Source organism: Gottfriedia acidiceleris (assembly GCF_023115465.1).
Taxonomy (GTDB): Bacteria; Bacillota; Bacilli; order Bacillales; family Bacillaceae_G; genus Gottfriedia; species Gottfriedia acidiceleris_B.
The window spans coordinates 3502011-3528642 of record NZ_CP096034.1 but is presented as its reverse complement, the minus strand read 5'-3'; the positions used below and the strand labels follow the sequence as shown (position 1 = coordinate 3528642).

Below are 26632 nucleotides of genomic sequence, written 5' to 3'. Positions count from 1 at the left end.
ACATATAGCCAGATGAAAAAACTATGATTCAATTGAATCATAGTTTTAAGTGTGTTTAATTTAATTTTAGTTTCATTTCTGCATGAGGAATACCAGCTTCAAAGAATATTTCGGAAGAGATTACATAACCTAATTTTTCATAAAAAGGAATTGCAGATTCTTGTGCGTGTAAGATTAATTGATCTAAACCTTTTTCCTTAGCAGTTTTATGAATTAAGTACATAATTTCATTCCCAATTTTTTTTCCTCGATAGCTACTTAACACACAGATTCGCTGAACCTTTCCAGTCGATTCGATTAATCTAAGTCGACCTGCAGCAATCGGTTGTTCTCCATCGTATGAAACAAAATGGATACACTCTTCATCAAGGCCATCAAACTCCAAATCTCTTGAAATTTGTTGTTCTTCTACAAAAACTTCTACTCGAACGTTAAGAGCGTCTTTTATTTCTTCCTCTGTTGCTGCTACTATTGTGCGAATGCTCATTTTTTTGCTCCTAATTTAAATGTTTCATACACTTCCCAAGCACCGTTTTCTAATTGGTAAACTAATTTAAAGTTATCTACTACTTCACTGTAACTAAATTGAATCATGCGTAACTGGCCTAGAATATCAGCAAATTCAGCATCTTGTAATTGCTGACCAATTGTAATATGCGGAACGAATGCATAATCTTTTATTTCTGGGAAAGCGCCAGTGTGCATTTTTTCATGAAGCTCTTTTAATGCTTCAACAGGTGTAACTTTTAAATAAATGACATTATTAACTGGTGCAAAAGAACTTACTTTATTAATTTCCAATTCAAATGGTTCAATTTGACTCGCAATTTCATTTAATTGTGAAATAATATTTGGAAGTTGATCTTCACTTAATTCGAATCCACTTCTTACTGTTACATGAGGAGAGATTAACGTATAAGCGGGATCAAAACGTTTTCTATACTCATTAGCCTTATCTTGAACTAAATTAGATGGGAAAATAACAACGCCACATTTCATAAAAATTACCTCCTGTTTACAATACTTTATATTTTAATTTGAAAAAATTAACGAAAGAAAAATAACTAATTTTAATTATACCAAATTTTTTGAAAATCGCTAAGTTTCACGAATTATTTTGCTAAACTAATTTTTAATACCTCTTCAAGTTGCTTTTCCCAGTTTGTCCAAGTATGGTCGCCTTCATATTCTGCATAATGTAATTCAACAGGGAAGTTAGCTAAAATATCTTTTAATTGTAGTCCACCTTCGACAAAATTAACCCACTGCTTACTTGGTGTAAAAACATTTTCTTCTTGTTTTCCAACAGTTTGAACAATAGAAAGAATCGAATTTAATTTTGTATTCTCTAAAAATTGTATTACATCATCGTTCACAAATGGAGATTGCATAATGACTTGTCCAAATGTATTAGGATATGTAAATGCAGCTTGTAATGAAACAGTACCACCTAAAGAATCGCCGATTAATGTTCTGCTATGGGCTAATCCAAGTAAAGGTAAATGATCATCTAAATATGGAAGTAATTCTTCAGCTAAAAAACGAATATAATTTTTTTGTCCCACTTGAGAAGGGTGGTATAGCTTAAAGCGCTCCTCTGGTGAAGAATATGGAATTCCTACAATGATTGTAGGTTGAATTGAACCTTCTTTTGTTAATTTTTCAATTACTCGATGAACTTTACCTAAATTAAAATAGTCTTGTCCATCTTGAGCAATTAATAAGTGATGTTTTATTAACGGGGTGTACATGCTTGAATAGTATATTGTAAATGTAATTTCTTTTTTAATGTGTTCACTATATAGTGTATGTTCTTCTCTCGTACAATTTGTTTGAATCATAAAATGTCTCCTCTTCTTTTCCCTAGGATGATATAATTAGATGTTACTTCATACAAAAAATTTAGAAAAGTAAAATGTATTAAACGCTTACAAAAATAAGTCTAAAAGAGGTGAAACATGAGTAAAAAACAACCTAATGCAATGATGTCACTATTAATTTTGTCCATTATTGCGATTTCAACTTCAGCTATATTAGCTAAATGGACGAAAGCTTCTCCATCTGTTTTAAGCATGTATCGCCTCTGGTTTACATGTATATGGATGCTACCATTTGTATTGAAACGAAAAAATGAATTAAAAGCTTTAAAAAAATCGCATTATAAATCATTTGCTTTAGGTGGATTAATGTTAGCTGTCCATTTTATTTTATGGTATGGTTCATTAGTTTTCACTTCAGTGGCGAGCTCAACTATTATATTAGCGCTTCAGCCATTAGTTGCAATGATTCTTGGATTCTTTGTATTTAAAGAGCGAACGTCTATGCAATCTAAAATATGTATGATTATCGCGATTATTGGTGTATGTCTAATAGGATTCGGTGATATCGGCTTAAGTATGTCAGCGTTTAAAGGTGATATTCTTTCATTTTTAAGTGTCATTGCTGCAGTTCTCTATTTAATGGTTGGACAAACAACCGTAAAAAATACATCTCATTGGGTGTATAGTTTTTGGGTATTCGCATTTTCAGCTGCATTTTTAACAATTTATAATATCGTAACGATGGATAATTTCTTTGATTATCAATCAAAAGACTGGATCATCTTTATTGCATCTGCCATTATTCCTTCATTAGCACATATTATAAATAACTATTTATTAAATTACGTAAATGCTACGACAATATCAATGAGTATACTCGGGGAACCAGTTGGTGCATCTATTTTAGCCGTTTTCCTTCTTCACGAAATGTTATCATCATTTCAGTTAATCGGCGGTACTATCGTAATTGTGAGTGTATTCTTGTATTTATACCAACAACAAAAAGAAGTTACATCAATACAAGTCAAAACAGATAATTCTTCATCAGCATAGCTCAACTAATTAATTTAAAAAATTACAAAAGGCTTTCAAATCTTTCATATGGTTTGAAAGTTTTTTGTTTTTTAACTAAAAATAGGTAGAATAGATAATAGCTATTCGAATAATATTCCATAAACTTTAATTCAGCAATTAAAGGAGAAAAGAGCTACATATGAAGAAGAAAAAAGCCAAAAATCCTCTCCATTACATATTTATTTCTTATATCATCATTACATTTTTATTTTCATTCTTATACTATCTCCCATTTACGCGAATTTCGAATATAAGTTATATAGATAGTTTATTTGTTTCAACTAGTGCGATTAGTGTGACTGGGTTAACAACAGTAAACTTAGTTGAGACTTTTAATGTGTGGGGAAAAATACTATTAATGATCCAAATGGAAATTGGTGCAATCGGAATTGTTGTATTTATTAGTTATGGTTTTATGATACTCGGTATTCGGATTACGATTTCAAATTTACTAGTCGTATCGAAGGATCAAAATCAAAGTAGCATAAAATCAATAAAAAGATTAAGTTTATCAGTTTTATATACATCATTATTTTTTCAATTTATCGGTGGACTCTTTTTTTATAGTCAATTTAGAGGGAAATATGACACTACATTAGAAACTTTATTGGTTACTGCTTTCCATTCAATTGCAAGTTTTACAAATACAGGTTTTGATTTATTTGGAAATAGTTTAATTTCATTTCAAAAAAATAATTTAGTTTTAATCGTAACAGCAGCGTTAATTTTTATAGGTGGATTAGGATATCCGACTATTATGGAGTACATCTATAAATACAACAAGAAAAAATCCTTATTTACAAGGATTAATATGCGTCTGCATTTCTCGTTTATGATTCTTGGAACAATTTTATTTTGGCTTTTAGAAAGAGGTCACGCGTTTAAACATTTAAATAGATTTGATCAAGTAACAAATTCATTTTTTTTATCTGTCACGAGTCGAAATGGTGGTTATGCACCTCTTGATATTGCAGAACTAACATTGCCTGCAATCTTAGTACTTTTAGTGCTGATGTATATAGGTGGGGCTTCGTCGAGTGCAGCAGGAGGAATTCGTTTAACAACTGTTTCAGTGTTAGCTGCAAAAATGTTTTCAGTCATTAAATCACAGGACGATACAATTATTTTTAGAACAAGCGTAAAGAAAGAGGTTGTTGACCGTGCATTTGTAATTGCAATGAGCTTTATCATATTAATCACAGTTGCAACGATCATGATTTCGATTTTTGAGCCATTTCAATTAGATTTAATTTTACTAGAGGCCATTTCAGCAATTACAAATACTGGATTATCTTTAGGGATTACAACAAATATTCATAGTGTGTCAAAAATAATATTAATTTTACTAATGTTTATCGGAAGAATTGGGATTTTCACACTGATTTATTTCGTATTTAGGATCGATAATGAAAAATTAAAATATGTTGAAAAAGATTTAGCAGTTGGGTAAGGAGGAGTTTTTATATGCCAAAGCAATATTTGGTAATAGGTGCTGGACGTTTTGGAAGAGGAATTGTAAAAGAATTTGATCGGTTAGGTCATGAAGTTGTTGTTTGCGATAAAGATAAAAAGACATTGGAGCAATTAGAGGAGTACACAGAATATGCTGTAATTGGCGATTTGCGTGAAGAATCTATTCTAGAGGATTTAAGTGTTAGTCAATTTGATGCAGTATTTGTAGCGATTGGAACGGATTCTTTAGCCTCTATTTTAATTACGAGAAGATTGAAAGAGAGAAAAGTTAAAAGAATTATTTGTAAGGCGAATAATCGTGAAGTTGGTGGGATTTTAGAAAGCATTGGAGCGGATTTAGTTATTTATCCTGAAGAGGAAGCTGGACATAAAGCGGCAAGAATGGAAGCGATGAGTGGCATTATCGAATACATTGAAATAACAAAGAACGTTGCAGGTGTTGAAACGGTCATTCCTGAAAAATTGGTTGGTAAAACACTAAGAGATATGAGTTTTTCAATGAAATATGGCATAACTGTTGTCCTAATCATACGTGATGGTGAGCCGATGGTATCTCAAATTGGAGATGTAGTTTTTAAAAGTGGGGATTTAATTTTTATTGTAGGAGAAAAATCAAAAATAGAATTGTTTAAGAAAAAAGTTGGATAAATATAATTAGGGCTCAATTACAATTACTGATTTGGAACGTTTAAACGTCATAGTTGAATATACTACCCTAAATGACTAATCAAGGATTGGTGTTTTATAATGAGCCAAGTAATGGAGGTTATTGGGGCATGGGTGAATGCGATTGGAACAATCAGTTCAGCAATTAGTAGTACACCCATGAGAGGATTAAAAGGAGAAAACCGAAAAAGATGGGAGGATTTAAGTTTTCAACTAGATTTTGGTGGAAATACCTTTCAAGCGATCGGTAATATAATAGAAGCTTTTTTAGGCGAACCTAGTGTATTAGAAGATGCAGGTGAAATTATCCAAGCCTCAGGTAATGTCACTGTATTATTTAGTTTATTAGCTGCAGAGGCAGAGGAAGAAAAAGAAGAAGTAGCAAAAGATGCAGATCGAGCGATAAAGTTAAATATCACTGGGAATGCCCAACAAGCTTTTGGAGGATTAATCGCAGCCCTTGAAGAAGTTAGTTCAGATGATTTTGATGTATCAGGTTTTATGGGGAACTTTTTACAAGCGATTGGAAATACATTACAAGTATTAGCTGGTTTTGTAGAGCTAGAAATAGAGGATTTAAAAGACTATTTAGAAGAAACTGGGCAAGTGGAAGTACCTAGCGATTTATCAGATGGAGTCATATTTGATGTACTTCAAGAATATCATGGCAGTGCGCCAGTGTCTGAGTCTAGTGAACTATCAGATGGAATTATTTTTGATGAAGTACAAGAATATACTGGAAGATTGCCAGAAGAAGATACCGTTGAACTTAAAAATAAAATTGAAGTTCATAATGGAAAAATATCAGAACTATCAAGCGAATCTTCTAATGAAGAAATATTGAATGAAATAGAATATCTATTTGGTAGAATACCAGATTACGAACCAATTGAAACACATGATGAACTGATTTCACGTCAACAAGATGAATCAATTTCTAGCGAGCAAGGCGGGCCGAGTGATCTGTCAGATGGGGTTATTTTTGATGTACTCCAACAATATGCAGAAGAAACTGAAACAAATCCATTAGTGAAGGAATACGAAGAATTAGCATTACTCTTAAAATATAGTGGAAGTTGGATTCAAGCTGGTGGATCAATAATATCTGTTTACTCTGAACAAAAAGAGTTATTTAAGACAAATGCTGAACAAAAAGAGCAAGAAAAACAAGAACTAGAAGAGAACAAAAACCATAGAAGAAGAAATAAAAAGAAAAAATCGGTGGAAAATAAGGTTGAATCAAATCATGTGAAAAGCAAAACTTTGGATTATACAGAGATAAAGAAAAAGAGCTAACAAAAATAGCTATAGTATGGATGTTAGTTCTAGATACATAGATCATAGAATAAGCCATTCATTAAAGTTACATAAAATGAACATGTAGAAATAGAAAGAATACAAGATTTTTGCAGTGCTTGAATATTTACAAATGCAACAAAATATTAAATAAATACGATTTTGGAATTTTTGATTACATAATAGGCAAATAGGAAAATATTAATAATAAAGAGAGTGTACCTTCACCATTTTTGGTTAAGGAATATTATTATTTAACTATTGGAGAGATCGCCTATGAAAAGTAAACTGTTTAAAATCGTTAAAAACTATAAAGTTCAGACATTTGTATTTGGTGTAGGTGTTTTACTATTGTTCTTAACAATTGTGGTTGGTAGTATTCTATTAAGCAATATACCCAGAGACAAAGACATGAGATGGAAAGATTTAATGCATACAATAAACGAAATAGAAGCAAAGTCGAATCGATGAGCATTTTTCAAGATTGAAGACTCCATTCTAGTGGGCTTTTATTCAAAATTTTTTGTTAAATATGGTTGAAGAGTATTATACAAAACAGTATAATAGAATTAATAAGAGAGAAGGATTTCTCCCTATTATATTACGATTCCATAGCTCAGCTGGGAGAGCACTACCTTGACAGGGTAGGGGTCGCTGGTTCAAGTCCAGTTGGGATCATACGATTAAGAAGCTCAAACCTAAGTATATCAAGGGTTTGGGCTTTTTTTTGTTTTTCGGTTATATTCATTTTTTGAAATGAATTGTATTTATTGTATAAATACTGCACAGAAAATTATATGCATACTAATTTAAGAATTTTTAATCTATTCAATTAGCTGTATTTTTCAGCTTTTCTTAATTTGATTGGGAGTAGATGCCAATTGTTGTTTCACCTCTTGAATAGCTCTCGCTAACAATTTTCAGGTTGATATGATCACTAGATTTGGCGGAAACGTATGATCGATGGGGGTAGGTTTTAATTGATTCTTCATCATTTATCGTACCATAAATTCCTGGGGACATTCCCGTCAGACCTAGTCCAATCGCTGAAACCTCTAAATCACTAGCCGATGTCTAAATTCCCTTGATAGAAGTAAATAAAAAAATACTTTGTAAAAATTCCTGCAAAGGGGATTATTTCTAAAATTATATACTCAGAATCTATTGACTAAGTTCATATTTAAATAATCCATTTTATTAAAACAATGCGAATATGTTATAGGTCTTAATGACTGTTTACCCCAATCTCTAGCAACCTAATTTACTTATTTTAATAAAAACTTAAAGATTAATTCGTATAAACCTATCTTATTCTTCAAATTTCGCTATTTGTTAAAGGGGAAATTGTCTATTCCTGTAACGAAGTAATAAATAATTCCCCCAATTTACAGTGAATGTATGTACAAATACAATATGAATAAAGTTCCCGTTGTAAATCGATAGAATATTAGATTTGTATTGTTGAAAATTTTTGACGGATTTAATATCTATTAAGTTCCTTTATGGAAATGGGGATATGAAATTTGAAAGGGGAGATTTTTTAACAAAATATAAGGAAGTAGAAATGATGTTTTACATATTATTGTTTATTTAAAGAAGGTCTTAGATTTTTATTTTAGATCGTTATTTTTGCCTTACAAAATTAAAGTGAAGAAATCTTGTTCAAGATCTAAAAAAGATCGTAGTCTCAATTGACTAGTTAAATGGGTTTGTCTCTCTCGCTGTAATCTTCAACTAAATTTAGAAGTATTCCATCAATTTAATCCTCTAATTTTCTTGTTAAGACTACTCACTTATAATTTAATAGTTCGAAAGGGTGGAGAGTTTGAAAAAAAGAAAAGTATTTCCTTACAAGGTAATTTCTTCAGTTGGTCTTTCAGTTTTACTATTTTCAACAACTGTATTTGCTGAAGAGGTTAGTAATAATTCATCAAATGAAAAAACAACTCGTAATATAAGCGATTACATAAAAAAAGGATTATTATCTGAACAAAATCAAAATCGATCAGGTAACAAGAATCATATTGGAGATAAAGACTTATATGATTTAGACAAACAACAAATTAAAAAATTTAAACCAGACGAGAAAGTAAGAATAATAGTTGAGGTTGATAGTCCAGTTGATGCATCAGCCATGTCTGAAAAAATGAAAGAGAAAGAGTTTAAGATAAAACAAGATAAAGTCATTAATAATCTTAATAAAACGAAAAGGAATATTCGTGTAAAACATCGTTTCTTTACTGGATTTAACGGTTTTAGTACTGAAACAGAATACAAGAATGTGAATGAAATCAAATCAATTCAAGGTGTAAAAAATATTCATATAGCTAAAGTGTTCCAACCATCTATGGCTGCAAGTAAAGAATTAGTACAGGCTCAAAAAGTTTGGGAATCGTATGGATACCAAGGAGAAGGATTAGTAGTTGGAGTAATTGACTCAGGTATTGACTGGACACATAAGGATTTGACGCTAACTGACAAAGGAAAGCAACAAGAAAAGTGGACAAAAGAAAATATTCAAGAAAAATTTGCAGAAACGAATGTGAATGAAATTTGGTATAGCGACAAAGTTCCAACAGGATATGACTGGGCGGATGATGACACAGATGTTATTCCTGGAGAATATGGAAGCCCACATGGTACACATGTATCAGGAACAATCGGTGCAAATGGTGATGAAACAACGGACGGAGTAAAAGGGATTGCACCTGGCGTACAATTGTTAGCAGAAAAAGTATTTTCTGATTATGGTGGCGGAGCATATGAGGATGACCTCATTGCAGGAATCCAGCACGCAGTAACGATGGGCGCAGATGTAATTAATATGAGTTTAGGTAGTGATTCGGGATGGGTAGGCGAAGAAGATGACCCAGTACAAAAAGCCATTCGTCAAGCAACTGAACAGGGCACATTGGTTGTTGTTGCAGGAGGAAACGCTGCTTATAGCACAAAAAATTATCTATTAGAAAGATCTTTTCAACCATTTGCTGATAACCCAGATATTGGAACAGTAGGCTCACCAAGTGTCAGTCCTTTTGCTTTATCAGTGGCATCTTTTGAAAATTCAAAAATGCATATGGATTCTATGAAATCAACTACTGATGAAAGTTTTCCATATAAAAATCAAGCTGGTAAGAAACTTACTGATGTTTTAGAAAAAGGGAAAAATTATGACTTTGTTTACGTTGGTGAAGGAAGAGCTGCTGATTACTCAGGGAAAAATGTAGAAGGTAAAATTGTGGTAACGAAACCAATTCCTTCAACAGGTTATAGAGGGAATGTTACATTTCAACAAGAGGCAGCAAAAAGGGGGGCAATTGCACTGATCCAAGTGCCACCTTCAGATTTGCCCGACTTTCCTGATATAGACTTTTCACCGTATTTCTTAACTTCTGTTACGACTTCTAAAGCTGTAGGTGATGCTTTAATCTCTAAATTAACTAAAGGGCAAAATATAAGTATGCAACTTTCAAGTGGAGTATATGTCGATAATGAAAACAAAAATAAAATGTCATCATTCTCGTCTTATGGTGCACCTTATACTTTAGATTTTAAACCTGAAATTTCTGCTCCTGGCGGAAATATTTATTCAACTGTACCGGGAAATCAATATGATGTTTATAGTGGTACATCAATGGCAACACCTCATGTAGCAGGAGGAGCAGCACTATTATTACAGTCATTATATAATAAAGGACTAAGTCATTCAGAGGAAACTGTATTAAAGTCAAAAATTGCTTTAATGAATACTTCAACTATTATAATGGATCCTAGTACGAATAATACTTTACCTTATTCTCCACGAATCCAAGGTTCTGGTTTAATGCAAATTCAAAATGCAATTACAACCCCGGCTATTATTACACGAAAAGGGGCACCACTTGAGCAAGCTGGAGCTGTAGCGTTAAAAGAAATTACAAATGATCGAGCGATTTTTAACTTAAATGTGGAAGCATTTAAAAACCTTAATCTAAAAGATGATTTAGAGTACTCTGTGTATGTAGACGTTTTAACAGATGGAACAGAAACGAAAGAATTCGACTACGACAATGATGGGAAAAAGGATTATTCGAATGAATATTTAACGTTACAAAGTAAACGAGTAGAGGGTGCTTCTGTCTATGTGAACGGTGAAAAAATAACTGGTTCACAAGGAATTGGATTAAAGATTAAACAAGGACATGAAAAAAACTTAAATATTGAGATACGACTTCCAAGAACTTTAAAGAAAGATGAATTTATCGAAGGGTTTGTTCGTCTTATACCAACTGGTGCGAATAAAGACAAGGCAGTACCTTTATCAATGCCATATATGGGCTATTTAGGTGATTGGACGAAACCAAAAAATATTGATCCTGCTCCGTGGAATGATGGTGTATTTGTAGGATATACTGTACTTTGGAATGAAGTATCTGAGGCTCCATTAGGATATGATCGCATGACAAATAGCTTTAATTTAGGTCATATGACGATTTCACCAAACACGTTCGCACCAGGTGTTTACCCGTCGTTTCAAGTTCTACGAAATTTAAAAGAAACTGAAATGTATATTGAAGATCAAAATGGTAAAAAAGTTAAATGGTTAGGAAACTTAAGTGAATTTACACCGGATGGTTCACCATATAAATTCACAAAAAATAACATGGCTAATGGTGATTTCTACTATATGCTTGATTATTTTTCTGTACCTAATTATACATGGAACGAGACAAATGAGAAGGGTGAGTTTGTTTCTGATGGTACTTATAATTATGTAATCAAATCAACATTGGATTATAATACTGCGAAACCACAATATGTAAAACTGCCCGTAAAGGTCGATTCAAAGGCTGTAAAAGTTTCAAATATTCAAGTGAAACCAAAAAATGGAAAATATGAAGTATCATTTAATGCTGCTGACAGTGCTGGTGGTAGTGGGTACAACGGTGCCATTGTATTTGTAAATGGTGAGTATTATGAAACGAACGAAGGAGAAACATCGCTTATTGTACCAATTGAACCAAAGGGAATCGTAGTAATGGCCTATGATTATGCATACAATCAAAGCTATACTGTTTGGGGTGACCAATCCTATATTGATTACAATATGGTTCTTAGTTGGTTTTACGTTTCTGGAACAAATGTAAACGAAAATAATCCTGCTCAAATAACGGGTTATGCAAACAATCGTGTAGATTGGAAAATTTATGTTAAAGATGCAAATGGTAACATAATTGAAACAAAAGAAGTATTAAATGAGCATACTTTGCGTATGAAATGGACACCTGAATCAAATATCCCAGATGGTACGTATTATATTTCTGCAGGTGTCACCACGAAGGATGGATTTAAAGTTACAACAGATTCAGAAAAAATTACAGTAAAACGTTAATTTTTTAGTACAAGCCGGCTTTAAAAGAGCTAGGCTTGTATTTTTTGTTGCTTCACCATTTTGATCTTTACTTGGAAGGTAATCCCATGCTTCCAATTTGACTGTGGAATTTACATTCATCTCATGAGGTATGCAATCAACATCGAATTTAACAGATCATCAACCATATCCCAATAATCGGCGAATACTTTTGCAGATAGCACCTCTGTTATCGTCTGTGCCACGTATGAATAATAACGAGTCTGAAGAAGCACAAACTCTTTTACTTTTATTCTCTATTCAATTACCTACTATTTTGTTTTTCTAGTAAGTTATGAACGTAAAAAAAAATTCAAATCTATCCTAAAATTATTTATAACAATCGTAAATTGACAAGACAAGTTTTTACTATCTTATATAGCGAATTCCCCCAAGTTTAAAATAGAAATTTTTTTTTTATGTTCTATTCACTTCCTGATTCTACATTTTCTTTTAAATTTCTACATTTTACTACAAAATCTGAACGTGAGAATGAAGCTTTGTTGGTCTTTTCTTTAAATATTCTATTTCAGTAAAGAAAAATTAACCCCAATTTACAGCAAATATAAGCCTAAGTACAATAAAACCAATAAGTTTTATTATTAAGAAAATTCTTAATAATTAGGTTTATAACTTGAATTTCGATTGAACAAGTGAACTTCACTAATAGATTGTTCAGTCAATGGGGGAGGAAATATGAAGTATAGAAAAAGAGTGTTGAAAAAAATGTCGTATATGGCGGTCTTCGGCCTAGTCATGTCAAACATGAATTTTGTATTTGCTGAGGAAAATAGTGGGAAAAATCCATTTTTAGCCAAAGAATCCGAACCAAAATCTGGAATATTTGTTACGAATGGTAAAGGAAGCTTGAATACAGCTAATTTGTCTCAAAAAGATCTAGATGCCTTGAATGAGAAGGGTAAAAAAAGCATTGAGGCCGCAATTAAAAGGGATCAGAAAAAGAAACTAGCAGATATGGCGAAATTGTCGAATATGGAAGCTCATAAGCCAGAAGAGAAGGTTTCGGTCATTGTTCAGCTTAAAGGTCAAACAGTTTCTGAGTTAACTTCAGCTAATCATGTTGGAGTTAATAAAATGTCTTTAAGCAATGCTGCAATTAGTGTTCAAGAAGATATTAAAACGACAAAAAACAAAATCATAAGTGAGTTATCAAATAGTAAAACGAAGAGTAGTAATAAACTAGAATTTAAGCACGAATTTAAAAATATATTTAAAGGATTTAGTATCGATAATATCAAATTTGAAGATCTAGATTACATTAGATCATTACCAGATGTACAAGCTGTTACACTACAACAAACATTTACACCAGCTGTTAATCAGCAGCATGATTTGACAGGAATTAAAAATCTTTGGAATGGTTCTTCTTTAGGAAAACCGATTGGTTATAAAGGGGAAGGGATGGTCATTGCAGTAGTTGATACCGGCGTTGACTATACGCATGAAGCATTCCCAGATCCGAAAGATATGAGTAAAGCAAGAATTAAAAAGGGGAAATTTAAACGCCTAGATGGCACAACTTCACTAAAAGTAATAGACGGCTACAATTGGGCTGATCAAAATGATGACACTATCCCACGAGTGGAAGATCCAAATAATGCAACAAGCTCACATGGTGTACACGTGGCAGGGATTGCAGCTGGATCTGGTCCTGTTATACAAGGCGTTGCGCCAGAAGCACAAATTATTGCCGAAAAAGTGTTCTCTGACTATCAAGCTGGTGCATTAACAGAAGATATTATTAAAGGTATCGACCATGCTTCTGCATTAGGAGCAGATGTAATTAATATGAGTTTAGGCTCATCTTCTTCTTTCGATACAAGAGATCCTAACGATCCATTAGGAATTGCGATTCGAAATGCAACAGATGAGGGACATGTTGTCGTTGTTGCGGCTGGAAATGCATCTAATGCATACTCAGATCGATCTGGTGGTCTTGGTGAAACAATAAAAATTGGACAAACTCCTGATTTAAATAAGATTGGTAATCCAGGTGTTTATCCAGATTCATTTACAGTTGCAGCTGCAAATAATATTGTATCAAAACATACGTATATATTTCATACAGATGAAGTTGATAATGATATTTCTGGGGAAGGTCTCGATGACTGGAATTGGCCAGCAGACAAAAATAAAGAGTATTCTTTAGTTTCGATAGGAAAAGACAGTAGTGGAAAAGAACGTATTGGCGTACCATCAGATTACGATGGATTAGATGTGACAGGTAAGATCGTTTTAATCAAGCGCGGAACAATCAGTTTCGCAGAAAAGGTAGCAAATGCGAAACAAAAAGGTGCTGCTGGAGTAATTGTTTATAACGGAAGTTCTTCTCAACCAGTACCAGAACCTCAAGGATTTGGATCGATTCCGTTTTCATTAATTAGTTATGATGATGGAAAGGCATTAGACGATATACTTTCATGTGGTGGCGGTGATGGTCCAGTAATTGGTCCACTTAGCACTTGTGGAGGTGGCCCTGTTATTGGACCATTAGATGCAACAACTCAGAAGTCAATCAAGTTTAAAATTACTGATGAGAAAGTAAGCTCAGCATTCGCTGAATCAAACCCAGGGCAACCAACCGATTTCACATCTTGGGGGACAACGAGTGATTTATTATTAAAACCAGAAGTAATGGCTCCTGGTCATGCGATTGTATCATCAGTTAGAACTGCTGATACGAATAAACACAATGCTTATGAGAGCGAAGATGGAACTTCTATGGCGGCTCCATATGTGGCAGGTGCAGTTGCAGATGTAATGCAAGCTTTAATTGATAAAGGATTTAAACCGGGAACAAGAGCTTTTGCGGGTTTATCGAAGAATTTAATTATGAATACATCGATTCCAGCAAAAAGAGATTATGTTAATAGTAATAATTCAATTGACCGTAGTGACTATATGACTGAATATCAGCCTAGAAGACAGGGCGCAGGGATGATTCGCCCAGACCTTGCTGTAAAAACTCCTGTGGTTGTTACTAGCTCAACTGGTACTGGTAGTATTAGTTTGAAAGAAATAGGCAAAGATACAACATTTACACTAACTGCTTCAAATCTTTCAGATAAAGCTGTAACTTACAAATTAAATGGAAATGTGATGACGGATGTTTTAAAAGACGAGCTTAAGACAAATTCGGATAATATTCGTAGCCGATATTTAGATGATGCAAAATTATTATTTGATTTAAAAGAAATTACAATTCCAGCAAATTCAACTAAGCGAGTAACTGTTACTTTATCTTTAACAGATGCTACAGTAAAAAATACATTTGTTGAGGGCTATATTTATTTAACACCGACAGATTCAAATAACCCAACATTGAACGTTCCATATAATGGTTTTTACGGGAAATGGGATGAGCCAAAAATCATCGATACACCAGATACTACAGATGTGTGGACTCAGTCAGGATTTGGGACACAATTAGCCATTCAAACAGGTCCTTTTTATTTTGGGTACGAGGAGGTATTCGGTAAACCACATACACCGGCTCAAATCGCTTTAGGTGACAAGTATTATGCTTTTGGTCCTCAATTTTCGCCAGTACCTGCGCTTGCTTTACTTCGAAGCGCACGAAACATAAAAATAGATGTTGTTGATAAAGAACATAATCTTGTGACTCATTTGGCAGATGAAGAATGGAATGTCAAAAATGATCCATATTCAGGTGGCTTACCTTCTCAGGTTTCAGAAAACTGGGTTTGGTATGCATATAATCAAGGACTACCTGTTCCTGATGGTCAGTATTACTTTGCGGTTACGGCAACAGCAGATGCACCAAATGCAAAACCGCAACCGACAGTTTATATTCCTATGTATAAGGATGCTACAGCACCGAAATTAAATTTATTAAGATCTGCTGACTATGATGAAAAAACACATCCAGAAGTGACGAATAAAGATAGCTATACTGTGCGCTGGACGATGGATGATGGAGATGCTGGTGATGTTGACGGTAGTGTATATCTAGCCGTAAATGGAAGCGAGCCATTTACTACTTATAAATCAGATGTAAAGCATAATGCAGATGGCACATATGAATTAAAAGTACCTGGATTAAATGAAGGACGAAACATCATCACTATTGCTCCAATTGATAAAGTTGGAAATTTTGGTGAATATCATACCGTTATCGTTAATAAAACAAGTAATCATGTTTGGATTGATATGTATTCAGCTACTTTAGGCGACAACATTCCTAGTATGTACTGGACTGCTAACGTAAAACCTGGCGATAATTTTAGTTTGAACTTTAATGCAGTTGGACGAACAGGTGCTGTGAAAAAAATTCAAGCGGTCCTTTTAAAAGATTATTACGAGAATAATACGATTGTTGGAGATCCAATCGATCTTGATCTAAATCAAGTGATGACGGAAAAACCAGCATATGGAGACTACAGTGAGTATTCGATTAAAGGACAATATACCGTTCCAAACGATTTACCTGCAGGAGAGTATGTTGTGAAGTATGTATGTTTAGCTGATGGTGAACATTGGAATGATGCAGAAATTCCAGCTATTGGTATCGAGACATTTGTAGATACAGTGGCACCAACGATTTCAGTGAATGCGAATAAAATGAAAGCATTCGTAGAAAAAAGCGGGGATCCTGTTTCTCTAATGTTAAATACGACAGTGAAAGATGAAATAGCAAATTCAAGAGGCTATAAAGTAGAAGTTGCTGTTGATGGTGGAACTAAAAAATCAATGGGCAGTATAACAACTTTAGATAGATCTGAACAAACGTTCCGATATCCAGTTGTGTTAGCAAATGGTGATCACTCAATCGAATTGACAACTACCGATTATATGGGAAATGCAAACACGATTACGTTTGATGTAAGTGTTGCAGCCGATAAAGTAATTGTAAAAAATAGTGAAACAGACACTGAACTTCCGATTGAGGTTGTTCCATATAAAGATGCAAGTAGAAATTCAGAAATAAAACTTCAATACAATAAGACTTACCATGTAGAAAGTTTCGATCCATGGGTTGGAGGCTATCTTGTAACGCCTTATGGAAATAATAAAACATGGTCAGCGAATCCGGATTTAGCACCAATTTTATTAGTTGGAAATCAACAAAGAAAAGCAGCAACATCTTATTACCCTAATGCTATACCAGAGTGGGACTTGCCCTTAGGAGATGTATATGCCTTTAATGGTCCTGTTGGCTATAATGATCCGGGCAGCATACCAGAAGGTGAAAGTACGTTCCCGGTAACGATGATTGACTATTTAGGTCACGAGACAACGATTCAAGTACCTGTTATCAAAAATCCGTATATCCCAAAAGTGAAATTTGATAACGCGATTATTGATTCAACAGGTACAGCAACATTCTTTACTTATGATTCAACGTATGAAGTAAAAGGGTCGATAACTGCGGTTGGCATGAATTTCTACGCTGAATGGGTTGATTGGAATCGAAGAGTAGCGGGAGAAGATAATTTCTATAAAAATTTATTTGATCCAACATCAGAATGGAGAAGTGGTCCATATGACGATGGGTTAAACGAAGAAACTGGCGGAAATATTCCAAAAGAATATAACAATGAACCTGGTGTGAAATCATTCAGTATGCCAACGGGTGAGTTAAAACCTGGCGCAAACTTTTTTGAAATAGATGGTGGAAGTACAATTGGTGTGAATCCTAGTCACCCATTTGCAGGGAACCATCCATTAGTTTTCAATGTGGTAGTCTATCGTCTTGGTGCTGCAGAAGCTGCTGATCAACTTCAAGCAACAAAAGCAGCGGAACAGTTGAATTGGGACAAGATAAAAGGTGGTAACACAGAGCAAACGAATGTAATGACTAATTTAGTGCTAGCTTCCTATGATAAAAATAATCAAGCAGAAATTAGCTGGGAAAGCAGTGATCCGAACATCATCACAAACGATGGGAAGGTATATCGAGTAGATAAAGATACGAATATCACACTAACAGCTACTGTAACTGTAGGTGCTGCTACTGCTGTTAAGACGTTCAACCTAAAAGTGAATGCCAAAACTCAAAATGATTCACAGGCTGTTGCTGAAGATTCTTCATCAATTACTTGGGATGTTATTCGAGCAGGTAATACAGAACAAGGTGATGTATCACAATCTTTATCATTACCAACTAGAGGATCAAATGGTTCAGTAATTACATGGACTTCTGATGATCAAAAGCATATTACAAATCAAGGGCGCGTGTACCTACCTTTATTTGACGAAAATGATGCACACGTGGAGCTTGTTGCAAAATTCACACGAAACAGCAGTACATTCTATAAAACTTTCCATCTAACGGTTTTAAGAGATACACAACACGCAGATCGAACAAAGGTACTACGTGTGTATCAAGGGTTAACAACTGACAAATTACTTGGCGAAAACACAAGCGATTTGGACGTCACAAAGGATTTAACGTTCCCGACAACTTTTGGAAAAGACGGTGTCGAAATTAGATGGGAATCGGACATGCCAGATGTGATTGCAAATGACGGGAAAGTGACAAGATCTGCTCAAAACCAGTACATTGCAGTATTCGCCTATATCAAATTAGGTGATGCTAGACTTGGAAAAACGTTTTATTTCTTTGTAAGAAGTCAAGATAATAATGACGAACCAGCCGTTTTGGCAGCAAAATCATCAGTCGTTTGGAATTTAATTAAGAACGATAATACAGATCAAAATTCTGTAACATCTAACTTGAATTTACTAACAAAAGGGACGAATGGTACAACAATTAGTTGGTCTTCAAGTAATCCTTCTTTCATAAAAAATGATGGTACAGTAACAAGACCTAAATTTGAGCTTGGTAATCGTCCTGTTACGTTAACTGCAACTATTAAGAAAGGAAATGCGAGCACGACGAGAGAATTTTATCTGACAATATTAAGACAAAATTACGAAGAACCACCAGTATCAACAATCAACACAATTGATGACAATGACACAAGTATTTCAGGAACTACGCTAGCTAATGCAAATATTATTGTGAAGAATAAAGAACTTGTAGTAGGAACTGGAAAAACAAATGCCGATGGAAAATTTGTCATAAAGATTAGCCCACAAAAAGCTGGCACAGTTTTAACTGTATATGTCCAAGGTCTACAAAGTAAATCAGTAATCGTATTAGATCGTACGGCTCCGAATGCACCAAGGATCTATCCAGTTGATGACAATGATACATCAATATCAGGTAGTACCGAAGCAAACGCATCGATTACGATAAGCGTACAAAATAAAGTACTAGCAACAGGAAAAGCAGATTCAAAAGGGGTATATCGAATTAAAATAAGTAAACAAAAAGCTGGTACAGCATTAATCGCATATGCAAATGATCAAGCGGGAAATACAAGCGCAGCATCAATTGTGACAGTATTAGACCGTACGGCACCTAATGCACCAAGGATTAATCAGATTGATAACAACGATACATCAATATCTGGTACGAGCGAAGCAAACGTATCTATTATTGTTAAAAATCAAAACAAGATAATTGCAACTGGAAAAGCAGATACAAAGGGAGTATATCGTTTAAAGGTAAGTAAACAAAAAGCAGGCACAATTCTAACAGTCTATGCAAAAGACAGTGCAGGAAATCAGAGCGCTGCATCTAAAACAAAAGTGTTAGACCGTACAGCTCCAAATACACCGGTCATCTCAAGCTTGAGTGTAAGTTCCAAATATGGTGTGGAAATTAAAGGTAAAGCAGAAGCTTATTCAACAATTGTTGTAACAATAGGGAATAAAGCTGTTGCAAAAGCAAAAGTATCAAGTAAGGGTACATTTTATGTGAAATTACCAAAACAAAGTAAAGGTACAAAAACTATTACCCTATACGCAATTGATCAAGCCGGAAATAAAAGTCATTCTATAAAACGAACTATAAAATTTAAGTAAAGTACTTCAATGTAATAAAAAAAAGATGTCTCAAATGATTCGTATCATTTGAGACATCTTTTCATTTTATTAGCAATATGCAATTTTAGGTTGTGAATTTCATATTTATAGTACAAATATGAAGTCAAATCTTAATTTAGTCAGTAGCAAAAAGAATGGGGCAGTTTAGCATCAATTGCAATGCAATCGCATTTGGAGTTATGGATACACGGTTGACCCAATCAAAAGAAGAAGGTGAAATCATCAGTGGCATTCCACTTGGCATCCCTAAAAAAGTAGGAATAATTGACAGCAATAATTCCCCAATTGAAGAGGCTGCTGATTCAATTATTCTTTTCATAAGTATTAGTATTTGTAAACACCTATTAAAAAAATTTTGTAAGCAGTAATTGAAACTGCTTACTTTTTTTATTTACAAAAAGGATGATTAAACTTTCATAAACTATGAAAATACTTTTTATCGGAATATGATAGACAGGTAATAAAACAAAGGGAGATTAAAACATAGAACATAATGCGCAAGAAAAATGGAACCGCTTTCTTCAGTTATTTGAACAATTGGTAAAATAATGGATTCATTAGATTATATAACTATTTTAGGAGGGGTAAAAATGCAAATTCCAATTAAGAAAACGCTAGATAAAATTCCAGGTGGTCTGATGGTTGTTCCACTTTTTTTAGGAGTATTGACGAATACCTTTTTCCCGCAATTTTTACAAATAGGCAGTTTTACAACTGCATTATTTAGTAAAGAGGCATCATCTACCATTTTGGCATGTTTTATGTTTTTAATTGGTTCACAAATTAATTTCAAATTAGCACCGAAGGCATTAAAAAAAGGTGCAATATTATTAACTGGAAAATTTATAGTGGGTGCAGGTATAGGTTTAACTGTAGCAATGCTTTTTGGGCCAGCCGGAATATTAGGCTTATCACCATTAGCTATCCTAGCAGCGTTATTGAATGCAAATGGTGGATTATATGCATCGCTTGCTTCATCATATGGTGACGAAACCGATGTAGGCGCATATGCTTTATTTTCTTTAAAAGATGGTCCATTTTTCACATTAGTTGCATTAGGTGCATCTGGTCTTGCCTCAATTCCTTTTCAAACACTTATTGGAGTATTAATTCCAATCGTAATAGGAATGATTTTAGGAAATATTGATTCTGAAATGAGAAAGTTCCTTGGAAGCAGTAAATTATTATTAATCCCATTCTTCTCATTCCCATTAGGTGCAGGAATGAATCTTTCAACAATTATAAAAGCGGGAGGTCCTGGCATATTACTAGGATTAATAGCTGCATTTACTGGAATTGGAGCTTATGTACTATTAAAGTTATTTAAAGAAAATCCTATCGTTGGTTTAGCAACAGGTTCAACTGCAGGGAATGCTGTAGCTACACCAGCTGTTGTTGCAGCAGCAGATCCAACCTTAGCTGCAATTGCACCAGGAGCTACTGCGCAAGTTGCAGCAGCATGTGTGATATCTGCAATAATCTGTCCTATTATTGTTAATTATGTATTTAAAATGTCCGAAAAGAAAAAAGCTAATAAATCAATTGCAAGAGCATCATGACAATAAAGTAAAAATTTACTGTAATCTTGGCCATGCCATCATGCTTATGAAGCTTTGAAGTCAATTTGAAAAAGAAACAAAGAAAAAGCAGTCAGGGGTTTCACTTTCTGCTTTTTTTAGTTACTAAAAAGGGTTTTTAATTAAAAAAATAGTGAGATAAGGAAAATTTTATTAACATGGTTTCGGTATTGTCTAAAATAGCTAATTTAAGATAGAAGGAAGGAAACACCATGAATGTACTTGAGAGTGTACCTGAGGATGTTATTTTAACTACATTAAAAGGAAAAGAAGTTCTCTCCAATCCTTTTTTGAATAAAGGAACAGCTTTTACGAAAGAGGAAAGGGAAGAACTTGGACTTGAAGGTCTGTTACCGCCACAAGTAATAACCCTTGATGAACAAGTTAATAGGGTCTATGAACAATATTCGATGCGGACGACCAATCTATTCAAAAACGGGCTGCTTTATGATTTATATAACCGTAATGTGGTCTTGTTTTATCGTCTTTTGAAAGAACACCTGGCAGAAATGCTCCCAATTATCTACACTCCAACTGTCGGTGATGCAATCCAATCATATTCCCATAGATACCGTCGCTCAGATGGCTTATACCTTTCCATTGATAATCCTGAGGGTATTGAAAAAGCATTTAATAATCTTGGAAAATCCAGTAATGGTATTGATTTAATTGTCGTGACGGACTCTGAAAGCATTCTTGGTATTGGTGACCAAGGGATAGGCGGTATTAATATTGCGATTGGTAAACTTGCAGTGTACACGGCTGCAGCTGGTATTGATCCAACCCGAGTTCTACCAATCGTGTTAGATGTTGGCACGAACAATCAGGCTTTGATTGAAGATCCTATGTATATTGGCAACAAATTCGCACGTGTAAGAGGTGATCGTTATGATCAATTCATTGATTTATTCGTTCAAAATGCAAGAAAATTCTTTCCAGAGGTTCTCATTCACTGGGAGGACCTTGGCAACGTTAATGCGCGAAAAATCTTGGACAAATATGGTGACAAATTCCTTACCTTCAACGATGACATCCAGGGGACAGGTGCAGTTACTCTTGCTGCTATTATGTCTGCTTTGAAAGTAACAGGAGAATCCTTGAAGGACCAGCGCATTATTGTCTTTGGACCAGGGGCTGCCGGCATCGGTAACGCAGACCAAATGGCAGATGCCATGGTTCTAGAAGGATCGACCAGGGAAGAAGCCTTTGATCGTTTCTGGGCTGTAGACTATCGGGGTCTACTAACAGATGAAACACCAGATGTTCTGCACTTCCAGAAGCCTTATGCAAGAAAGGTGGATGAAGTTAAGGACTGGGCTAAGAATGAGGAAGGGATCATTTCATTAATGGAAGTAGTTAAAAGGGTGAAACCAACAATCCTGATTGGTACTTCTGGACAAGCCGGTGCGTTCACTGAAGAAATTATTAAAGAAATGGCCTTGCACGTAGAACGACCTATCATCATGCCTATGTCCAATCCGACTGCATTGACAGAAGCAGTGCCGGAAAACCTGATTAAGTGGACCGATGGCAAGGCTTTAATTGCAACCGGCAGCCCGTTTGCCAATGTAGAATACAAAGGTGTTTCCTATGAAATTGGACAGTCAAATAACGCATTTGTTTTCCCTGGTCTAGGTTTGGGGGCGATTGTTGCAAAAGCTGAAGTGATCTCAAAAGGAATGTTTGCAGCTGCTGCTTATGCGGTTGCAAGTATGTCTGACACAAGTAAACCTGGAGCATCCCTGCTGCCATCTATTGAAATGCTACATGAAGTCTCAAAATACGTAGCTATTGAAGTAGCCTATGCTGCTATACACGAAGGTATTGCAAGAACAGAGATTCAAGATGTTGAAAATTCGATAGAAGATGCTATGTGGAAAGCTGAGTATAAAGAAATTAAGAGTGTAGCTATAAAAGTATAGAAGTCAAAGGGAAGCCAATAAGAGTTATTCCTTACTAATAAAACAGAGCCTAAATATTGGATAAAAAATAAAGATGGAGCAATAGTTTTCGTTGACTCCATCTTTATTGCTTTACTATACCTTGCTTAATCAAATCGTAGCGGGTGAAATTTTACTATTAAGTTGATTTATTATAGAGACTGCAAAGATCTTCCAGAGAGCTTTGCGGTCTCTTAGTATGTAATGGATAAACCTTATTCATACTATCATTAAGCAGATAACCTGGAGGAGATTATGAAAAAGGGCAGATTTAGTTTACAAGCCATCATCATTATTTTTGTATGCCTTGTTGTCGCTTTGTCACTAGGTATAACCGATTTGCTAATCAGTAAGAGAATTACCTCCAGTGTGGAAGAGACACAGAAAGAAAAGGTACTCAATATTGCAAAGATAGTTTCTCTTAACCCGCAAGTGATTGGGTCTCTTGAGGGGAAAATAAATTCGACAGAAGTAGAAGCTATTGCTAATCAAATAAAAGATTTAACGCATGTTAACTTTGTTGTCGTCATGGATATGGAAGGAATCCGGCTTTCCCATCCAGATCCCAGTGAAGTTGGAAAGAGATTCAGGGGAGGAGATGAAGGACCAGTCCTTCAAGGGAAAGAATATATATCTATCTCAAAGGGGTTTCTGGGCCCGTCCATGCGAGCATTTACACCAATAAAGAATTCAAAAGGAAAACAAGTTGGCGCTGTTGCGGTAGGGATTTCTTTGGAAAACGTAACGAATGCTGTACATAAAGGTCGGATGGGGATGATGATTGGGACAATAATCGGAATATTAATCGGGGTAACCGGTGCGGTGGGCTTGGCTAAGTTTATCAAAAAAATCCTATTGGGCCTCGAGCCGTTCGCTATTGCAAAGCTGCTTGAAGAGCGGAGTTCCATGCTCCAATCGGTGCGTGAGGGAATTATAGCCATCGACCAAGAAGGAAAAATTACCCTTGTAAACAGGGCAGCACAAAAGCTTTTTAAAAAAGCCGGCCTAGAAGGGAATCCAAAAGGACTCAAAATAGAAGATTATTTGCCTGAGACCCGCTTAACCCGTATTTTGCAGTCTGGAGAAACTGAGGTTGATCAGGAACAAGATTTGCATGGAGTTACTATTTTGGTAAACAGGGTACCGGTAGTAGTGGGTAATCAACCGGTTGGGGCAATCGCTACATTCCGTGATAAAACGGAAGTTCAGTTATTGGCCGAACAGCTCACAGGTGTGCGCAATTATGCGGATGCCCTCCGTGCCCATGCCCATGAATTCATGAATAAGATGCATGTTATTCTTGGCCTTGTCCGTACCGAACAATATGATACACTTGCGAACTATGTGAGTGAAACCGTTAACCATCGGGAAATGGAAATGGGCTTTGTAACCAAGAATGTCCAGGATCCGGTTCTAGCAGGATTTTTGATTGGCAAGCTAAGCTTTGCAAGAGAATCAGGTGCAACACTATCATTTGATTGTTCCAATAAGATCCCCCAGCCTTTGAACCCGGGAATCACCCAAGAACTCATAACGATTATTGGAAACCTTGTCGATAATGCAATGGAAGCGATAGCGAACAGTCCTGTCAAGAAAGTTGACTTAAAGCTTGATTACGCAGAGGATATTTTAACAATCGAAGTTAAGGATACAGGTATGGGAATGACGAACGCAATACAAAATAAAATATTCGATAAAGGCTTCTCTACGAAAGGAGATAACCGCGGGGTCGGACTATATCTTTTAGCTCAGGCTATTGAAAGACTAGAAGGGGACCTAATCATTTCTTCTAAGCCGGGAAAGGGAACGAATTTTGCGGTGTATATACCTTATAAAGCAGAGGATGAAAAGGCATGATCAATGTAATGATTGTTGAAGATGACCCTATGGTGGCGGAAATCAATAAACGATACCTTTCAAAAATTGGTGGTTTCCGTTTGACTACGGTAGCTAATTCAGTTGATGATGCGATCCTTTTACTTGGAAAAGAAGATATACAGCTTATACTTCTGGATATTTTTATGCCGGGCAAACAGGGGTTAGAGCTATTGACATACCTCCGGAGAAATGAACTTGAAGTCGATGTAATCATTATTTCGGCAGCATCGGATCTAGAGCGAATCAAAAAGGCATTAAGGTATGGCGTTGTCGATTATTTAATAAAGCCTTTTGAATTTGAAAGGTTCAATGCTGCTCTTGTCAGCTATCAGCAAAAGACCCGGTTTACCGATAAACTGGAAGCTGTCAGCCAACAAGAGCTCGATAATTATCTTTTACATAGGGATGAAACTGCAATAGTTGAAGAGCTCCCAAAAGGGTTAACTAAGGATACTTTAAAGCAAGTATGGGAAGCAGTTCAGGGATTGAAGGAGGTGCCGTTTTCAACCGAAGAAGTGGCAAATGTTGTGGGCATTTCAAGGGTCTCAGCGAGAAAGTATCTGAACTTCTTAAAGGATTTAGGAATCCTTAATGTCAAGGTTATATATGGGACCATCGGAAGACCAGTTTACCAGCATGAATATAACAAAATTAACGAGTACTTAATAAAAAACTTTCTGTAAGTGTTTATACCAATTTAGTGTAGAAGCCTTTGGTTCTCGCTTATATAATTTGCTTAAGTAATAGCTAATAGATTCATTCTAAAATGGTAGCGTGGGTGCTTATGCCTGCACTACCATTTTACAGATTAACCATAATTAAAGCATAAGAGAGTTGGCTCATCCTAAATGACAACTTTACATCTAATAAAAAAAGCGCTGATTAAATCAGCGCTGCGCTAAATTCAGACATTTTGTTTACTCAGATTTCGCTGAGTTGCCATATAGCTTCCAATTATATTTTGATAACCTGGAAGATTACTAGCAAGTAAAGTACCAAAACCTTCAACATCGTTGCGCCAATCGCGTTGTAATTCGCACGCTACGCTAAACCAGTTCAAAAGTTGCACACCACTATGTGCCATACGCGTATTGGCGGCATCTGCAACTTGTTTGCTGAAAGTTCCTGAAGCATCAGTAACAGCAAATACTTCATAACCAGCTTTTATAGCAGAAAGAGCTGGGAAAGCAACGCAAACATCCGTAACTACGCCAGCGATAATAAGTTGTTTTTTTCCAGTTTCTTCGATTGCTTTTACAAAATCATCATTATCCCATGCATTAATTTGTCCAGGGCGAGCTATTTTTGGGGCGTTAGGAAAAAGCTCAACTAATTCTTGCATTAGTGGTCCATTAGGCCCGTTTTCAAAGCTTGTTGTTAAAATAACAGGTAAATCAAAAAACTTAGCAGTGTGAGCAAGAGCCAAAACATTGTTCTTGAATTCATCAACACCATAGTCACGCACTAGTCCAGCCATGAGACCAGTTTGATGATCAACTAAAAGAACGACAGCATCATCTTTATTAATACGAGAATAGAGATCAGACATTATGTATTCCTCCTAAAAATTAAGTAATCGATGAA

Annotated in this window: 16 protein-coding genes and 1 tRNA gene; 13 read left to right on the top strand and 4 right to left on the bottom strand. The window is 35.1% G+C overall.

Features of this window, described 5'->3' with window-relative positions; all coding sequences use genetic code 11:
* Window positions 1–55 precede the first annotated feature (55 nt).
* The 3 genes from MY490_RS16685 to MY490_RS16675 form a co-directional block, all read right to left on the bottom strand.
* Window positions 56–487 (bottom strand): GNAT family N-acetyltransferase, encoded by a 432-nt coding sequence (locus MY490_RS16685; protein WP_248266685.1) that lies wholly within the window; start codon window positions 485–487, stop codon window positions 56–58.
* Window positions 484–999 (bottom strand): YjcG family protein, encoded by a 516-nt coding sequence (locus MY490_RS16680; RefSeq protein WP_248266684.1) that lies wholly within the window; start codon window positions 997–999, stop codon window positions 484–486. The genes MY490_RS16685 and MY490_RS16680 overlap by 4 nt, the downstream gene beginning before the upstream one ends.
* A 113-nt stretch (window positions 1000–1112) precedes the next feature.
* A complete protein-coding gene (locus MY490_RS16675) occupies window positions 1113–1841 on the bottom strand; it encodes an alpha/beta hydrolase (protein WP_248266683.1) in 729 nt (242 codons plus the stop codon).
* Window positions 1842–1958: 117 nt separating this feature from the next.
* On the opposite strand from MY490_RS16675, the gene MY490_RS16670 reads away from it, so the two are divergent.
* The 13 genes from MY490_RS16670 to MY490_RS16610 all read left to right on the top strand — a co-directional run bounded on the left by MY490_RS16670 (window position 1959) and on the right by MY490_RS16610 (window position 25731).
* Window positions 1959–2873, top strand: coding sequence for a DMT family transporter (locus MY490_RS16670; RefSeq protein ID WP_248266682.1), 915 nt, complete (start codon window positions 1959–1961; stop codon window positions 2871–2873).
* Between the two features lie 160 nt (window positions 2874–3033).
* Entirely contained in the window at window positions 3034–4344 is a 1311-nt protein-coding gene (locus MY490_RS16665) for a TrkH family potassium uptake protein (protein ID WP_248266681.1), read from the top strand.
* 14 nt (window positions 4345–4358) lie between these two features.
* Window positions 4359–5015 (top strand): potassium channel family protein, encoded by a 657-nt coding sequence (locus MY490_RS16660; RefSeq protein WP_248266680.1) that lies wholly within the window; start codon window positions 4359–4361, stop codon window positions 5013–5015.
* A gap of 99 nt (window positions 5016–5114) precedes the next feature.
* A complete protein-coding gene (locus MY490_RS16655; protein ID WP_248266679.1) occupies window positions 5115–6329 on the top strand; it encodes a DUF6944 family repetitive protein in 1215 nt (404 codons plus the stop codon).
* A gap of 276 nt (window positions 6330–6605) precedes the next feature.
* Entirely contained in the window at window positions 6606–6800 is a 195-nt protein-coding gene (locus MY490_RS16650; RefSeq protein ID WP_248266678.1) for a hypothetical protein, read from the top strand.
* A 134-nt stretch (window positions 6801–6934) separates the two neighbouring features.
* A tRNA-Val gene (locus MY490_RS16645) sits at window positions 6935–7007 on the top strand.
* Between the two features lie 1147 nt (window positions 7008–8154).
* On the top strand, window positions 8155–11700 hold the full coding sequence (locus tag MY490_RS16640) for a S8 family serine peptidase (protein ID WP_282439806.1): 3546 nt from the start codon (window positions 8155–8157) through the stop codon (window positions 11698–11700).
* 714 nt (window positions 11701–12414) lie between these two features.
* Window positions 12415–19632, top strand: coding sequence for an immunoglobulin-like domain-containing protein (locus MY490_RS16635; RefSeq protein ID WP_248266677.1), 7218 nt, complete (start codon window positions 12415–12417; stop codon window positions 19630–19632).
* A 155-nt stretch (window positions 19633–19787) separates the two neighbouring features.
* On the top strand, window positions 19788–20021 hold the full coding sequence (locus tag MY490_RS16630; RefSeq protein ID WP_248266676.1) for a hypothetical protein: 234 nt from the start codon (window positions 19788–19790) through the stop codon (window positions 20019–20021).
* Between the two features lie 222 nt (window positions 20022–20243).
* Entirely contained in the window at window positions 20244–21212 is a 969-nt protein-coding gene (locus MY490_RS16625; protein WP_282439805.1) for a 2-keto-3-deoxygluconate permease, read from the top strand.
* A 230-nt stretch (window positions 21213–21442) separates the two neighbouring features.
* Complete coding sequence (locus MY490_RS16620) at window positions 21443–23152, top strand: NAD-dependent malic enzyme (protein WP_248266675.1); 1710 nt, start codon at window positions 21443–21445, stop codon at window positions 23150–23152.
* Between the two features lie 273 nt (window positions 23153–23425).
* Window positions 23426–25027 carry a DcuS/MalK family sensor histidine kinase gene (gene dcuS, locus MY490_RS16615; protein WP_248266674.1) on the top strand — a complete coding sequence of 534 codons (1602 nt, stop codon included), beginning with the start codon at window positions 23426–23428 and terminating at the stop codon, window positions 25025–25027.
* Complete coding sequence (locus tag MY490_RS16610) at window positions 25024–25731, top strand: response regulator (RefSeq protein ID WP_248266673.1); 708 nt, start codon at window positions 25024–25026, stop codon at window positions 25729–25731. Before dcuS ends, MY490_RS16610 begins: the two co-directional genes overlap by 4 nt.
* 221 nt (window positions 25732–25952) lie before the next feature.
* Here MY490_RS16610 and ycaC read toward each other — a convergent pair whose 3' ends face one another.
* The gene (ycaC, locus tag MY490_RS16605) at window positions 25953–26597 is read right to left on the bottom strand and encodes an isochorismate family cysteine hydrolase YcaC (protein WP_248266672.1); all 645 of its coding nucleotides are present in this window, start codon (window positions 26595–26597) and stop codon (window positions 25953–25955) included.
* Window positions 26598–26632 lie beyond the last annotated feature (35 nt).

What these genes read in the sequence shown, in the direction of transcription:
- MY490_RS16685 (WP_248266685.1), bottom strand. Translation starts at nt 487, where the DNA reads ATGAGCATTCGCACAATAGTAGCAGCAACAGAGGAAGAAATAAAAGAC.
- MY490_RS16680 (WP_248266684.1), bottom strand. Translation starts at nt 999, where the DNA reads ATGAAATGTGGCGTTGTTATTTTCCCATCTAATTTAGTTCAAGATAAG.
- MY490_RS16675 (WP_248266683.1), bottom strand. Translation starts at nt 1,841, where the DNA reads ATGATTCAAACAAATTGTACGAGAGAAGAACATACACTATATAGTGAA.
- MY490_RS16670 (WP_248266682.1), top strand. Translation starts at nt 1,959, where the DNA reads ATGAGTAAAAAACAACCTAATGCAATGATGTCACTATTAATTTTGTCC.
- MY490_RS16665 (WP_248266681.1), top strand. Translation starts at nt 3,034, where the DNA reads ATGAAGAAGAAAAAAGCCAAAAATCCTCTCCATTACATATTTATTTCT.
- MY490_RS16660 (WP_248266680.1), top strand. Translation starts at nt 4,359, where the DNA reads ATGCCAAAGCAATATTTGGTAATAGGTGCTGGACGTTTTGGAAGAGGA.
- MY490_RS16655 (WP_248266679.1), top strand. Translation starts at nt 5,115, where the DNA reads ATGAGCCAAGTAATGGAGGTTATTGGGGCATGGGTGAATGCGATTGGA.
- MY490_RS16650 (WP_248266678.1), top strand. Translation starts at nt 6,606, where the DNA reads ATGAAAAGTAAACTGTTTAAAATCGTTAAAAACTATAAAGTTCAGACA.
- MY490_RS16635 (WP_248266677.1), top strand. Translation starts at nt 12,415, where the DNA reads ATGAAGTATAGAAAAAGAGTGTTGAAAAAAATGTCGTATATGGCGGTC.
- MY490_RS16630 (WP_248266676.1), top strand. Translation starts at nt 19,788, where the DNA reads ATGGGGCAGTTTAGCATCAATTGCAATGCAATCGCATTTGGAGTTATG.
- MY490_RS16625 (WP_282439805.1), top strand. Translation starts at nt 20,244, where the DNA reads ATGCAAATTCCAATTAAGAAAACGCTAGATAAAATTCCAGGTGGTCTG.
- MY490_RS16620 (WP_248266675.1), top strand. Translation starts at nt 21,443, where the DNA reads ATGAATGTACTTGAGAGTGTACCTGAGGATGTTATTTTAACTACATTA.
- dcuS (WP_248266674.1), top strand. Translation starts at nt 23,426, where the DNA reads ATGAAAAAGGGCAGATTTAGTTTACAAGCCATCATCATTATTTTTGTA.
- MY490_RS16610 (WP_248266673.1), top strand. Translation starts at nt 25,024, where the DNA reads ATGATCAATGTAATGATTGTTGAAGATGACCCTATGGTGGCGGAAATC.
- ycaC (WP_248266672.1), bottom strand. Translation starts at nt 26,597, where the DNA reads ATGTCTGATCTCTATTCTCGTATTAATAAAGATGATGCTGTCGTTCTT.